The following is a 13,828-nucleotide window of genomic DNA, read 5'->3' as shown; positions in this document are numbered from 1 at the left end:
AACGCTCGCTGGACCAGCGGGGTGGTGACCTGGCACGAGCCTGCGCCCGCGTGGCGGCTCGTCGCGGACTGCGACCCGGCTCAGGTGGAGCACGGTGACGGTGGGGAGCTGCGCCCGACCGCTGCTCGCCCGTTCCTGGTCCAGACCAGCGTGACCGGTCCGCGCCCGGAGGCCAGTCAGATGGCGGACCGGGCGCGGCACCGCTGCGAGGCGGTCACCAGCCGCGCGATGGCGCGGGAGCTGTGGGGCGGAGAGCTGACCCGGGACGCGCCGTACGAGTTGCCGGACCGCTATGACTGGGCGAACCCGGAGCTGGGCGGTGGGTACGTGAACCCGCACCTGGCGGCGACTGGGGGGACCGTCCTCGACGCCGAGGGGGACGTGCTCGCGGCCGTGGCCGCGGTTGAGCAGGCCGTCGGTGAACGACTCCTGCTCGGCTCCCCGCACGTCCACGTGCCGGTGGCGGCGCTCCCCGCGCTGGTCGACCACCTGATGCCGATGGGCGACCTGCTCATGACCACGGCGGGCTCGGTGGTGGTGGCCGACTACGGCTATCCGGCCGACGCGACCCCGGCGGTGATCTACGGGTCCGGCCCGGTCACCGCCTGGTTCGGTGCGATCGACGTGCTGGACCAGCCGGGCGAGGTCACGAACGTCGCCAACAACCAGATCGAGGTGTGGGCCGAGCGGCCCGCCCTCGTCATGTTCGATCCCGCAACCCTGGTCTCGTGCCAGGTGACCCCGTAGGAGGAGCCGTGGCCGGAGCAGGCTACAGCGGCGCCGGGAGCATCCACGCGCTCCTGGCGAAGTTCACCGCCCTGGACGCCACCGGCGCCCCGCTGGGCGGCGACGACAACGTGTTCTGGACCGACAGCCTCATCAAGGTGGGGCTCGGGCTGACCCTCAACGAGCCGGAGGCGGTCAAGCAGACCAACGGCTCGGGCGTGACCTGCATGGTGTTCCAGGCACCCAAGACGATCGACTCGATGGAGGTCTCGGAGTTCTCGTTCTGCACCCCGGACCCGCGGAACACCGAGTTCCTGGCCGGCGGCGAGATCATCCTCGGCACCGGCGACCAGGCGCAGCAGGCGATCGGGTACGCCGCCCCGAAGGTCGGTGCGGCACCGAAGCCGAACGGTGTCGCCGTTGAGCTCTGGTCGCGCGCGGTGGCCGGCGGCAGCCAGATCGGCTACATGCACTGGCTCCTGCCGCGGCTGTCGCTGGTGCAGTCGAGCGACGGGTTCGAGCTGGGTGCGGAGAACCCGCTGACCCCGACGTTCAACGGCTCCGGCGCGGAGAACATCAACTTCGGTGCGGGCGCGGACGGCACCTGGACCTGGGTGTCCGACCGCGTGTACCAGTGGGTCCTGGAGGAGTCGCTGCCCGAGTACACGCCCGGGTACGAGACCGTCGAGCTGGACTCGGGCTCGGGCTGATGGTCAGGGACTCGCGGACGATCTGCCGCCCCTGGGCGCAGGTCTCCGAGCTGCCAGTCAAGCGCCCCGATCTGCCCCATGAGGTGTGGGACGCGGTGCTCTGGCAGGCGTCGGAGCTGCTGTACGCCCTGTCCGGGCGCCAGTACAGCGGCAACTGCGAGTCGCAGGTCGGGCTGGTACGGCGCCCGGACGGTCGGGCCTGCTGGTCCTGGCCGTACGACGCCGTGCTTGCCAGTGACGTGCCGGCCGGTCTTGTGGGGACCAGGTACGGCGCGATGGTGGGCGGGTCCCGGGGGTGGCCGGTGGTGGCGCTCCCGGACCCGCCCATCACTGAGCTGGTCTCGGTGGAGCTGGACGGCGAGCCGGTCGAGACCGAATGCGAGTGGGCGACCGGGCAGCTGTGGCGGCGCGACCGGAAGCGCTGGCCGGCGTCGGCGGACCTGCAGGTCGTCTACCGGCACGGTATCCCGCCGCCGGTCGGGGGCCGCCAGTCCGCGGTTCTACTTGCCGTCGAGCTGGGGAAGGCGTTCACCGGGGACAGCAGCTGCAAGCTCCCGAAGCGGGTGCAGACGATCACCCGCGAGGGGGTGACGGTCGGATTCCAGGACTCGTTCGACTCCCTGGAACGCGGGCGGACCGGCATCTGGGAGATCGACGTCTGGCTCCGGACGGTGAACCCACTCGGCCTGCAACGACGGGCGCGGGTGTGGAGCCCGGACCGGCCGAGACTGAGGAGGACCCTGTGAGCACTGCACATGACCCGTACCGTCAGCGTCAGCGTGAGGCGGTACGGCAGGCACCGGTAACGGTCCGGACCGCCCCCGGTGGGCCCCGCCCCCCGGAGCCGGAGCGGTCGGCGCAGCGCCCGGCGGAGCCACCGCTGGTGGACCGTCTCGCTGCGCTCGATCGGGATGACCTGGTCGAACTCGCCGAGCGCCACGGTATCGAGGCGTTCCGCGTCCGTTCCACGGTGCTGGCCGCTCAGCTCGCCGAGCGGGGGATCGAACCGGGCTCCCCGGCCCCGACCGGTGGGCTGACCGGAGTCGTCCCTCCCGGGGGCGAGTAGATGGGCATCAACCCGGCCCGGCCCGCGGCGGCGCTGATGGCGGCCGTCGTCGCGGCCTACGCCGACGCCGGGGTCCCGATCCCGCAGCGCCAGTACCTGGCGCCGGGCCCGCTCGCGGCCTGGGACGGGGAGCACGTGGCGGTGACCCTGGCGCAGACGCTGCCGGGGACCGCGGACAACACGAACCGGCCGGGCGCCTACCCGGGCCGGGGCGTCGGATCGGTGGCGCTGCCACGGGCCACGTACGACGCCCGCGTGCTGCGCTGTGTCCCGACCCTGGACAGCTCCGGGGACCCGCCCTCGGTGGAGGAGCTGACGGCGTGCACGGAGCTGCTGCTGGCTGATCTCGGCGTGCTCCTGGACGCCTCATACCGGTGGGCTGCCAAGCAGCCGCCTGGGATCGTGGTGACGGTCGGGCAGGCGACGCCGCTCGGGCCGGAGGGCGCGCTCGCCGGCTACGCGGTGCACTGCACCGCCTCACTGGTGTAGGGGAGAGGACCGTGGCGACGTACCGGGTGAAGGTCGGCACGCACGTCGGCCGGGTACGCCCGGACCGGGCGAAGCTCCACGCCTACCTCCGTGCCGGCGGCGGCCCGGTCCAACGGGACATGGAGCGCCGCGGCACGAACACGATCCAGGCGTGGCGCCGGGACGTCCCGACCGGCGGGCAGCTGCAGCAGACGCTGCGCCAGCAACCGGGCACGCGGACCGGGCCGGGTGTCACCTGCATCGCCGGCGTGCAGGGTCGAACCAACTACCTCGGCTTCTACCACGACGGGACCCGGCCGCACGTCATCCTGCCCAAGCAGAACCGGCGGAACCCGCACCTGCGGTTCGTGAAGAACGGCCGGGTCGTGTTCTCGAAGCGCGTGCGGCACCCCGGGTTCCGCGGTAACCCGTTCATCGACCGGAACCTGCACGTGGCGCTGAGGTAGCGGTTCCCGGTGCGGCCCCCGGTTCGTGGGGCCGCACCGGGACCCGAGAACGGGTCTCCGGACCAGCGTGGCTGGTATGACCGCCACCACCAAGACACCGCTGTTCGGTGTCGACACCTCCCCGGAGCGGCTGGTCCCGTTCCAGCTCCGCTCGTACGGTCCCCGCGACCCGGAGACAGGTCTCCCACGCGAGACCGACCACTCGTTCACCGCCCGCGCGGAGGTGGACGCCGCCACCGCGCTCGGCGCGATGCGGGGCGGGCAGTCGGCGCAGGCCGGGGTGTTCGTCCGGTTCCTGCAGCGGACCCTGCTCGACGACGACGGGGTGCCGGCCGACGCCGCCCCCCGCGCCGTGACCGCCGACAGCGACACGATCGAGCCGGACGAGGACTCCGACGGCGAGCTGATCGTGCATGGCGGGCAGCTCTCGCCGACCGAGTGGGAGGTCGACGGCGAGCGGTTCGCCTCCCACGACCTCGCGATGCAGCACGCCCGGGAGAACGGGTCGTCGCTGCGCCGGTTCGCGGACCTGATGGACGACCCCCGCGAGCGCGTGAAGCTCACCGCGCTGCGGGACATCGTGAACTACCTGGCCAAGGAGAGCGGAGGCCGCCCTACCGCACCGTCCACGCGCTCGCCCAAGCCGCGGACCCGCAAGAGGGCCCGCTAGGCGCGTACGTGGACGGACGCCTGGCCCGCGACGGCCTCGACCCCACGACCACACCGCTGCGCACCTGGTGCTCCGCGGCGTGGTCGGCCGTCGTGGACCTCCTCTCGACCGGCGCGAAGGTCGAGGACGTCCAGAAGTTGTGGGACCGGGCGTTCCACTCCACCGACGGCGACGACGTGGACGGCGAACCGGACCGCGAGTCGTGGGGGCTGCTCCCGGAACACGTCGCCGGCCAGGAACGGCTCATGCAGATGATGGGCAACGCCCAGGGCGGGGACCGGTAGCGCAATGGCCCGGATCATCGGCGAAGCCGGCATCGAGATCACGCCCGAGGAAGGCACGTTCGCCACCGACCTCGGGCGTGAACTGCAGGACGATGTGGCCCGCGCCGCCCGCGGTGTCAACGTGCCGCCCATCGAGGTCGGCCTAGAGGCGATGGCCGACGAGCTGCGCCGCGACGTCCACGCGCAGATCAGGGCCATTCAGAACACCATCGAGCTGGAGGTCCCGCTCGACGCGGACGGTGTGGTGTTCCGCGAGCAGGTGGCGCGCGCCGTCCAGCAGGTCGAGGACGCGGTGTCCGCGGATATCCCGGTCGAGCCCGGGGACCTGGCCGCGTTCGCCGCCCAGGTCCGGGGGCAGGTCCGTGATATCGAGCGGGTCGTCCGCGCCCGCGTCCCGGTGGAGATGGACGTCGACAGCGGATCGGCCGGCTCCCTTGCCGCCCGGGTCCGTGCGATCGCCGCCGGGATCGGCGCGACCGTCAATATCGACCTGGACTTGGACCGCGGCCGGCTCGGCTCGTTCCTCGCGGCCACGCTTGCCCCGCTCGCGTCGCTGACCCGCGGGGTCCTCGCTCTCGGCGTGGCTGGCCCGGCGGCCGCGTCCGGGCTCGCTGTCCTCGGATCGGTACTCGCCGGACTCGTCTCGATCGTCGCGAACCTCGCCGGCGGCCTGGTCGTCCTCCCCGGTCTCCTCGCCGGTATCGCCGGTGTCACGGCCGCGGTCCGGATCGGGTTCATGGGCATCGGTGACGCCCTGGAGAACGCGTTCGACCCGAGCAAGGCCGAGGAGTTCAGCGAGGCGATGGCGAACCTCGCGCCATCGGCGCGGGAGACGGTCAACGCGATCCGCGGCCTCGGTCCGGCGTTCACCGCCATGCGGCTGGACGTGCAGCAGCAGCTGTTCGAGGGGCTGGGGCAGCGGATATCGGCGCTCGGCACCACCTACATGCCGATGCTCCGGGACAACCTGCGGCGCGTTTCGGCGGCGTTCGGCATGGGCGCGATCCAGTCGATGGACTTCCTGCAGTCCGGGATCGCGACCGCGCAGGTCGGGGTCGTCCTCGGCAACACCGCGGTGATGGCGAGGAGCCTGGGCGGGGCGTTCCAGCCCGCCGTCGAGGGCCTGCTCGCGATGGCGAACGTCGGCTCGGCGCAGCTGCCGCAGCTCGGTGTCGCCATCGAGAACGTGGCAGAGCGGTTCCGGGACTGGGCCGTGACGGCGCGGGACTCCGGCCAGCTGCAGGGGATGATCGACGGGGCGAAGCAGACCCTCTCCGACCTGGGGGCGGTGGCGTCGAACATCGGCGGGGTCTTCTCCGCCATGTGGACCGCGGCCGGGGCGGGCGGCGCCGGGTTCCTCACCGGCATGGTCAACGTGACCGCGCAGATGGACGCGTTCGCGAACTCCGCGGAGGGCATGCAGCTCCTCGGCGGCATCTTCGACGTGATCTCCGCGGGCGCGGCGGCGTTCTCCGCGATCCTGTCCGCGATCCTCCCGGCCCTGGCCCCGATCATCGCGGCCGTCGGGCAGCTCGCCGTCACCATCGGTGGCGCGCTCGGGCAGGCGTTGCAGACCGCGTCCCCGGCGCTGCAGCAGCTCGGTACCGCGCTCGGTGGGATGGTCACGGCGCTCGGGCCGGCTCTGGCTCAGATCATCGGCGCGATGGGCCCCGTCCTCGGGCAGCTCGCCGGGATGATCGCGCAGCTGGTGTCCACCCTCACCGCAGCGCTGGCACCCGTCCTCCCCGTCATCGCAGCAGCCTTCGGGCAGCTCGCCGCCGCCGTCGGGCCCGTCATCGCCGCGCTCGGGTCCGCCCTCGCCCCGGTGCTGACCGCGCTGGCCCCGGTCCTCGGTCAGCTGGCGCAGGTGCTGGCCGGTGTCCTGGTGCAGGCGTTCGGCGCTCTGGCACCCGTGCTGCCCGTGATCGGTCAGGCGCTGGCGGCGGTGGTGACCGCGGCCGGGCCGCTCCTCGCCGTCGTCGCGCAGCTCGCCGGCACCCTCGTCGCGGCGCTCCTCCCGGTCCTCGGGCCGGTCGCGTCGATCCTGTCGACGGTGCTAGTCACGGCGTTCCAGGCGCTCACGCCGGTGATCACCGCGCTCGTCCCGATCATCGCGCAGTTCGCGCAGACGTTCGCGGGGCTGCTCCTGCAGGCGCTCACCGCGCTGGCACCGATCTTCCCGGTCGTGGCGGACGCGCTCGCGCAGATCCTCGGCGCCGTCATGCCGCTGGTCCCGGTCATCCTGCAGCTGGCGACGACGCTGATCAGCGCGCTGCTCCCGGTGATCACCGCGCTCGCACCCGCGATCGGGCCGCTGGTGCAGGCCATCGCGTCGATCGCGACCGCGGTCCTCGCCGTCCTCGGGCCGATCATCTCGTTCGTCGCCCAGGTCGTCGGCGCGTTCGCCCAGCTGGTGGGCGGTGTGCTGTCCATCGTCGCGTCGCTCGTTGCCGGCGTCGTCGGGTTCTTCGCCTCCCTGCTCGGCGGCGTGATCGGGATCGTCGGCTCGATCGTCGGTGGCGTGCTGGGGTTCTTCGCCTCCCTGCTCGGCGGCGCGATCGGTCTGGTCGGGTCCCTGGTCGGCGGGGTCCTCGGCGCGTTCGGGAGCATGCTCGGCGGTGTCATCGGCGCCATGTCGTCGCTGGTCGGCGGCGTGCTGGGCGCGATCCGGGGGATGATCTCCTCCGCGCTCGGTGCGCTCTCCGGCTGGGTGGGCCGCATGGTCGGCGTCGGCCGGGACGTCATCAACGGCATCGTGCGCGGGCTCCGCAGCGCCGCCGGGGCGGTCACCGACTTCCTCATGTCGATGGCGCGGAACGCGCTCAACGCTGTGAAGTCGTTCTTCGGGATCGCGTCGCCGTCGCGGGTGTTCGCCGGCATCGGCGAGGACCTGGGCCGCGGACTCATCCGCGGTCTGGACCGGATCGGGCCGCGGGTCATCGACTCAGCGCGGGAGCTGGCCGCGGGAGTGTCGGCGGCGGCGTCGGAAGAGATCGCCGTCGAGCTGGGCTCGGTGTCCGGCGCGGTGTGGGACCAGCTCCTGCAGCGCGGATACCGCGGCCGGGCCGGGGACTCCCGGGAGGCGCTCTACGTGCCCCGCGACGTCCTCGCGCGGCTCCTCGGGGAGCGGGACCGCCGCCCGGAGCGGCAGCGGGACCCATGGGACGACCTGCGCCGGGTGGGGATCACGACGGCCCCGTTCGATCCGGGCAGCACGACCCGGCCGGGCCGCGACGCGGCGCCGCAGGCTCCGGACCAGATGGCTGGCGCCGTCGCGGACGGCGTGTACCGGGCGCTCAACGGCGCCCGCATGGAGGTGTCGGGGACGGGCCTGGCGCGCCTGGTGTCGCGCGGGCAGCGCGAGAACGATCGGAGGTAGCCGGTGGACACCGGGTTCTACGTGGGGCCTCTCGGGCTGCTCCTGCCGCTACCGGACGTGTCGTCGGCCGTCGAGGTCGCGACCGACCGGATCGGGTCGTCGAGCCGGTCGCTGATGGGCCGCCAGTGGCGGGACACGCTGGGGTACCAGCGCACGTGGACGTGGAAGTGGCTGGACCTCCTGCCGTCGCAGCTGCCCTACGTGGAGGCGCTGTCGACGGGCATGGTCCCGGGCCCGCTGCGGCTGATCGACCCTCGCCGCGCGAACCGGTTACCGGAGCAGGTCGCGTCCGGCGGGTCCCGGTCCCGGTCCCCGGACGGGTTCGCGGTCACATCCGGCGGGTTGACGTACCGGAACCTGCGCTCCGTCGAGCCCGACCCCGCGACGCTCGGGCCGCGGGCGCTGCTCCGCGGCTGCATCGAGTGGGGCCGCTCCGCGGGCGGGGACGGGCTGCTGTACCCGGTGACCCCGGACGGGGAGCCGTGGCAGGTGCCGGTGCTACCGGAGCAGCCGTTGGAGCTGTCCTGCTGGGTAGCGGGGAAGGCCGGCCTGACGGTCGGGATCGTGTGGGACGAGTACGACGAGGACGGCAACGCCTCGTCGCACTCCTCCGACGCGGACGGGGACGAGGTCGAGCTCCAGTCCGGGGCGTGGCAGCAGCTCGTGGTGAACGTGCTCCCCAGCGACCTGTCGGCAGGGTTGGTGCCGATGCTGATGACACCTCCCGGTGCCCCGTCCGGGGTGGTGCTGACGACGGCCTGGCAGGTCGCGGCCCTCGACGCCGAGGAGCCGCCCGTGGGCCTCTGGTCGGGTCGTGTGCCGGTGGAGCAGGCGGCGGGCTGGCGGATCGGGGGTGGCGCCCCGTTCGTGGTCGCCGACCCGATCGCGAGCACGTACGTCCGCTATGGCTTCCACGATGCCGGCCTGGTTCTTGTCGAGACGTGAGAGAGGTACGGACTGATGGCTGATCGGGTAACGCTGGCGTCGCTGGGTAAGGCGCGCTGGTACGCGGAGGAGGTGAACGCCGGCCGCGGGGTGCTGCTCGTCGTGCTCCTCGCGGACGGCGCTGAGGCGGACGGCACCCTGGTGGACCGCGCCACCCTCGCCGCGGTGCTCGGTGTAACCGCGAACAAGGAGGCCGCGTGGCCCGGGGGCACCGGGTACGAGCGGAAGTCGTACAGCTCGGTGGCGGTGAACGTGAGCACGGCGAACGACCGCGTGGACCTCGCGATCACCAACCCCACCTGGTCGACCGCCGGGGACCCCAACGACCCGTACAAGCTGTCGAAGATCGGGGTGTGCTTCGCGCCGTCCGCCGGCGCGGCGAACAGCGCGATCGTGCCGCTGGCATGGCTCGACTTCCCCTCCACGGTGGACGGCTCCAACCTGGTGTTCGCGTTCGACGCCGCCGGGTTCTACCGGTCGCAGGGCTGACCCGTGCCGCTGTTCCAGGCCGAGGGGGTGCCCACGGCGACGCACACGGCCCCGGCGGGCGCCCGGAGCAGCGTGTGGCCGGCCGGGTTGCCGACGGCTGCGGAGGCCGGGGTCCGCGGCGCCGTCACCAAGACCGTGGCCGCGGCAGGGGAACCGGGGGAGGGCAGCGCGTCCCGGCCCGGGCAGCGGGTGAAGGTGTGGCCCGGCCTGCTGGCCTCCGCCCGGGAGGCTGGGCTCGGCGTGTACACGAGCCCGGTCATCACGGACTCGGAGTTCTCCCGAGCGGAGTCGGCGGCCGAGCGGTGGCCGATCGGGGTGCTGCGCGTCGACTGGACGAACCAGGACTACACGGGCCCGGTGGCGGACCTGTCCTGGTGCCTGCGGTCGATGGTCGTGGAGCGTTCGATCACCGGTGAGCTGCCGGACGCCGCCGGCATGGTCGACGGGTTCGCCTCCGGTGAGCTGACCGCCGAGCTGGGCGGGCACCGGCCCGGGTCGGCACTGTCGTTGGCTGAGGAGCTGGACGTCTACCGGTCGGACTCCCCGCTGTACGGGGTGCGGCGGACGACACCGTGGCTGCGCGCCGACATGGGCCTGCTCACCGAGGACGGCGCGAAGCTGTACCGGCAGCTGACGGGGCCACTGCGGAAGGTGCGGATCAACCAGGGCGACCAGACGGTGAGTATCACCGCCCTGGACCCCTCTGAACGAATCCGAGAAATCATCACGCTGCCCACTTACGGCGAATTCATTAATCACGTACAACGGCGGCCCTTTGCGCTCACAATCAATACGCAGTGGGTTGTCGATTACGTACTTCGGCGGAACGGCTACTATTCGTCGCCGCGCCCGCACCCGCGGGCGATCATCTCCTGCACAGGTCACGGGGGCCTCGCCTCCGAGATCGGGTTCAACGGTGCGCCGATCGCGCTGCAGACCACGTACGCGCCGAACAGCCGCATGTGGACCGAGGACGATCACCCGTTCGGGATGCTCGGCACCCCGGAGCTGGCCGACACCGAAACCTCCCCAGCGGACGCCTACCAGGAGTTCTACGGGACCCGCGACGACCAGGAAACGCCGCCGTTCAAAATCAACTCCGGGAACGGGTTCGGCTGGTCCGCCTGGGTGCACATCGGACCGTGGATCGGGCTCGGCGCGAGCTACGAGCGCCGGCTCATGCAGGTCCGCCCCACCGAAGGCGCAACACCGCGGCTGTTCGTCAACTGGTTCGGCGACGGCTCGTTCTACGCCGGGCTCGTCCACACCAACGGCGCGATCACCGGCACCCCGCGCGTTTACACAACCGGGCCGGCCCGCTGGCGGCACATCGGCGTCCACTGGCGGTGGACCACCCCCACCACGATGATCGTCACCGTCCGGGTCGACGGGGTGACCCGCGCCTGGACGCTCAACCACTCCGCCGTGCAGGTCCCCGACACGTGGGAGCGGCAGGGGTACCGCGCGAACGTGCAGGTCCGGATGATGCTCTGGCGAGCCTGGTCGAACATGAGCGCGTGGTGGACCGCGGCCGAGACCCCGACCCTCGCGGAGTGGCAGGCGCTGGAGTCCCACACCCCTGAGGCTGACATCGCGCGCGGTCACAACGAGCTGCTGTACCTACCCGACATCGCCGCCGCCGACTCCTGGGACGTCTTGAAGGCCGTCACCGCAGCCGAGTTCGGGGTCCTCGGGTTCACGGAGGCTGGGCGCCCGTTCTTCCGTCCGCGCGCGGACGTCACCTCCGCGGAACCGGAGGTGGACCTCGACGTCGAGACAAACCTGACCGACGTCAGCTACACGGTCAGCTCCGACTCGGTCCGGAACGTGATCGGCTACCAGTCGACGGCGAAGTACCACGACTCCGAGTACCAGACCGTGGTCAAGGCTGAGGACGTGTTCCAGTTCGTCATCCCGGCCCGGCGGCTCTACATCTACGAGTTCGACTGGCCGTGGGGCGCCGCTGGCTATCAGGGCGGCGTGCTGCCGTACCACTACCAGCCGGACGCGGAGGTCTACCCGGGCTGGGCCGATCCGTGGGGCAGCGAGGTCCAGCACGGGTGGACCTACAGCACCCGCGGCGCCTCCGGAGGCTGGACGATCCTGGACAACGTGCAGTCCGTGATCGTGAAGTGGGTGCAGACCGACGCCCGCCGGGTCCGTGTGTGGATCGACAACCGGGCAGGGTCCCGGGAAATCCGGATCGCGACGGCGGACACCCCGAACGCGGCCGGGGAGCCGGCGCTCCGCATCGCGGGGTGGCCGATCCTGTCCCGGCCGGCGCACGTCGCGGAGTTCCGCGACGAGGAGTCGATCCAGCGGTACGGCGGCCCTCGCGCGCTGTCCCTCGGATCGTCGGAGTGGCGGCAAACCCCGGGTGTGCTGGACCCCGTCGCGCAGCAGCTGCTGTCCGCGATGGCCGACGAGATTCCGGTGCTGGAGGACCTGCCCGTGCGTGGGGACCCCCGGGTGCAGGTCGGGATGGTCGCCCGCGCCCGGTTCCGCGGGCAGGCGACGCAGCCGGTCATCGGGACGATCGTCAAGACCAGCCGCGAGCTGGGACCCGACGGTCTGTTCGACCGTGTCAGCCTGCGGCCGCTCCCGACCGCTCAGCAGACGCTGGCTCCTCCCGGCTGGACGTTCTTCGTCGACACGAGCCGCTACCAGTTCGACCGGCCGGACCCGCTCGACCTGGCGCGGTTGAAGAGCCTTGGCTACTCAGGGAACATCGCGAAGATCGGGCAGGGCGCCGGGCTCACCATCGGAGGCACCCAGTACGGCGAGACGCTGGACCCGTACTGGCAGATCAACCGGGACACCAGCCGCCAGCTATGGCCGGACACGTTCGCCGGCTACTGGTACGTCGGCAACGTCGAGTCCCCGGCCTCGCAGGCTGCCCGGTGCAAGGCCGCGCTCGGCGACACCCGCATCCCGATCATGCTGGACTGGGAGGACGGCGGCGGGACTTGGCAGAACCTGCTCGACGTCCTGCAGGCGTTCCGGGACGCCGAGCTGCGGGTCACGATGCTCTACTGCGGCTCCGGGTACGCGACGAACCCGCAGAGCGGGCCCGCCACCAATATTGACGGTGCCGGGCTGCACCTGATCCGGGCCCGCTACTGGACGAACGAGACCGACCATCCGCGGGTCCTGTTCGACGACATCCCGGACCCGCACGGGTTCGGGCTCGCCCCGTTCGCCGGCGGCACCCCGGAGGCGTTCCAGTTCACGCAGTACGGGCTGGTCTACCCGGGGATGGCGATGGACGTCGACGCCTTCCCGGGGCCCCCGGCCGGCCTCGCGGCGATGATGAACGACCAGGCGTAGCCGTGGCGCCCCGAGCAGATCGTGACCCGACCCGCGAGCGGGCGGGTAAACCTCAGCCCGTCCGTACGGGAACGGACAGCGGGAGGCGTGAGGTGCAGGGTGCTGGGCTCGGGAGAGGTGCCGCAGGAGGCGACGCTGCCCGACGGTCCGCCGTGGCTGGTGGCCCTGGCGATCCTGGCCGGAGTGCTCACCACGACGGCCGCGTGGTGGGGCCCGGCGCTCGCCCGGAAGGCGAAGGGGCAACCGAGCGGCGGCGAGGGCGCCACCACTTCCGCGACGCCGGAGCCCGGCCCACAGCGCCCGATCGAGCGGGTCGACGCACAGATGGCGTTGATCGAGAAGATGCTCGACAACGTGGAACGAGAGCAGGAACGGGACCGGGAGGCGGCGTCCGTCCTCCGGGAGGAGAACCGGAAGCTCGCCGCCCGCGTGGCCCGTCTGGAAGCCGAGGTAGCGAGCCGGGACCGGACGATCGAGCACCTGCACCGGCTCCTGGCTCAGTACCAGCCGCCGCCGCGCTGGCCCCCTCCGCCTCCGACGGGGCCCGCTCGCTGATCGACGCCGCACGCGAGGGTGTCTCGGCGGTCGACCGGCAGTCGCTGTCCCGGGAACGTCGGGCTCGCCGCTTCTACTTGGCCGGTACCGCGGTGGCGCTGATTCTCGCCGTCGGGGCGGTCGTGATCGCGGCGTTCCGGGCCGAGACCTCCGCGCAGGACGTGGCGGAGCGGGTGTCCCCGGTCGTGGCCGAGCAACAGGTCCGGACCGCCCGGGAGGAGCGCCGGCAGGAGGGGCGTCGCCTCCTCGCCGCGGCGAACGAGGAGCTGCGGCGGCAGGGGCTGCCGGTGGTGGCGGACCCTGGGCCGGAGGCGTCGGCGGATCAGCTGGTGGTGGCGGCGTCCACAGCGCAGGTGATGGGGCTGCTACCGCCTCCGCTCCGTCAGCAGCTCCGGGACGGAGGGCAGGACGTGTTGGTCCTGCCAGTGCCGGACGGGACGCTGCGCTCACCGTCGAGCCGTCCCGGCGTGTCCAACCAGGGTGTGGAACCGACCGCGTTCCGTGCCCCGGACGGCTCCGGCGGTGGGCCCTCTCCGGCGCCTCCGGCCGGTGATCTCGACCTGTCCCCGCCGGACGCGGTGGAACCTCCGCCCCCAGCGTCCGATCCGCCCCCCGGCCGGGGCGGTGTCCGGGTGGACCTGCCGCTGCTCCCGCCGCTGGAGCTGCCCCTGCCCCGCCTCCTCGGGAGCGACACCGGCATCTGCTTGTAGCCCCGAGAACCTCGGGTCCCGCGCTGCGGGTG

At 72.4% G+C, this 13,828-nt stretch carries 14 protein-coding genes; all 14 read left to right on the top strand.

The genetic code is table 11. From position 1 onward, the window contains the following. The first annotated feature begins 24 nt into the window (after positions 1-24). The 14 genes from AB0J24_RS19755 to AB0J24_RS19690 all read left to right on the top strand — a co-directional run bounded on the left by AB0J24_RS19755 (position 25) and on the right by AB0J24_RS19690 (position 13,796). Positions 25-747 (top strand): hypothetical protein, encoded by a 723-nt coding sequence (locus AB0J24_RS19755; protein WP_358683332.1) that lies wholly within the window; start codon positions 25-27, stop codon positions 745-747. 8 nt (positions 748-755) lie between these two features. Beyond that, positions 756-1,436 carry a hypothetical protein gene (locus AB0J24_RS19750; RefSeq protein WP_358683330.1) on the top strand — a complete coding sequence of 227 codons (681 nt, stop codon included), beginning with the start codon at positions 756-758 and terminating at the stop codon, positions 1,434-1,436. Next, positions 1,436-2,182: a hypothetical protein gene (locus AB0J24_RS19745; protein WP_358683328.1), complete on the top strand. Its 747-nt coding sequence runs from the start codon at positions 1,436-1,438 to the stop codon at positions 2,180-2,182. Before AB0J24_RS19750 ends, AB0J24_RS19745 begins: the two co-directional genes overlap by 1 nt. Then, complete coding sequence (locus AB0J24_RS19740; RefSeq protein ID WP_358683326.1) at positions 2,179-2,502, top strand: hypothetical protein; 324 nt, start codon at positions 2,179-2,181, stop codon at positions 2,500-2,502. Before AB0J24_RS19745 ends, AB0J24_RS19740 begins: the two co-directional genes overlap by 4 nt. After that, a complete protein-coding gene (locus AB0J24_RS19735) occupies positions 2,503-2,991 on the top strand; it encodes a hypothetical protein (RefSeq protein ID WP_358683324.1) in 489 nt (162 codons plus the stop codon). It begins immediately after the preceding gene. 11 nt (positions 2,992-3,002) lie between these two features. Further along, entirely contained in the window at positions 3,003-3,437 is a 435-nt protein-coding gene (locus AB0J24_RS19730) for a hypothetical protein (protein ID WP_358683322.1), read from the top strand. Between the two features lie 76 nt (positions 3,438-3,513). Next, positions 3,514-4,107, top strand: coding sequence for a hypothetical protein (locus AB0J24_RS19725; protein WP_358683320.1), 594 nt, complete (start codon positions 3,514-3,516; stop codon positions 4,105-4,107). A gap of 8 nt (positions 4,108-4,115) precedes the next feature. Then, the gene (locus tag AB0J24_RS19720) at positions 4,116-4,391 is read left to right on the top strand and encodes a hypothetical protein (protein WP_358683318.1); all 276 of its coding nucleotides are present in this window, start codon (positions 4,116-4,118) and stop codon (positions 4,389-4,391) included. A 4-nt stretch (positions 4,392-4,395) separates the two neighbouring features. Then, positions 4,396-7,770: a hypothetical protein gene (locus AB0J24_RS19715; RefSeq protein ID WP_358683316.1), complete on the top strand. Its 3,375-nt coding sequence runs from the start codon at positions 4,396-4,398 to the stop codon at positions 7,768-7,770. Between the two features lie 3 nt (positions 7,771-7,773). Then, positions 7,774-8,715, top strand: coding sequence for a hypothetical protein (locus tag AB0J24_RS19710; RefSeq protein ID WP_358683314.1), 942 nt, complete (start codon positions 7,774-7,776; stop codon positions 8,713-8,715). A 15-nt stretch (positions 8,716-8,730) separates the two neighbouring features. Then, entirely contained in the window at positions 8,731-9,204 is a 474-nt protein-coding gene (locus AB0J24_RS19705) for a hypothetical protein (protein ID WP_358683312.1), read from the top strand. Between the two features lie 3 nt (positions 9,205-9,207). After that, positions 9,208-12,531 (top strand): hypothetical protein, encoded by a 3,324-nt coding sequence (locus tag AB0J24_RS19700; RefSeq protein WP_358683310.1) that lies wholly within the window; start codon positions 9,208-9,210, stop codon positions 12,529-12,531. A gap of 99 nt (positions 12,532-12,630) precedes the next feature. Next, a complete protein-coding gene (locus AB0J24_RS19695) occupies positions 12,631-13,086 on the top strand; it encodes a hypothetical protein (RefSeq protein ID WP_358683308.1) in 456 nt (151 codons plus the stop codon). Between the two features lie 92 nt (positions 13,087-13,178). Further along, complete coding sequence (locus tag AB0J24_RS19690; protein ID WP_358683306.1) at positions 13,179-13,796, top strand: hypothetical protein; 618 nt, start codon at positions 13,179-13,181, stop codon at positions 13,794-13,796. Positions 13,797-13,828: the final 32 nt, after the last annotated feature.

This window comes from Pseudonocardia sp. NPDC049635 (assembly GCF_040659795.1).
In the GTDB taxonomy this organism is placed as follows: Bacteria; Actinomycetota; Actinomycetes; order Mycobacteriales; family Pseudonocardiaceae; genus Pseudonocardia.
This window is presented reverse-complemented; position numbering and strand designations above follow the sequence as displayed.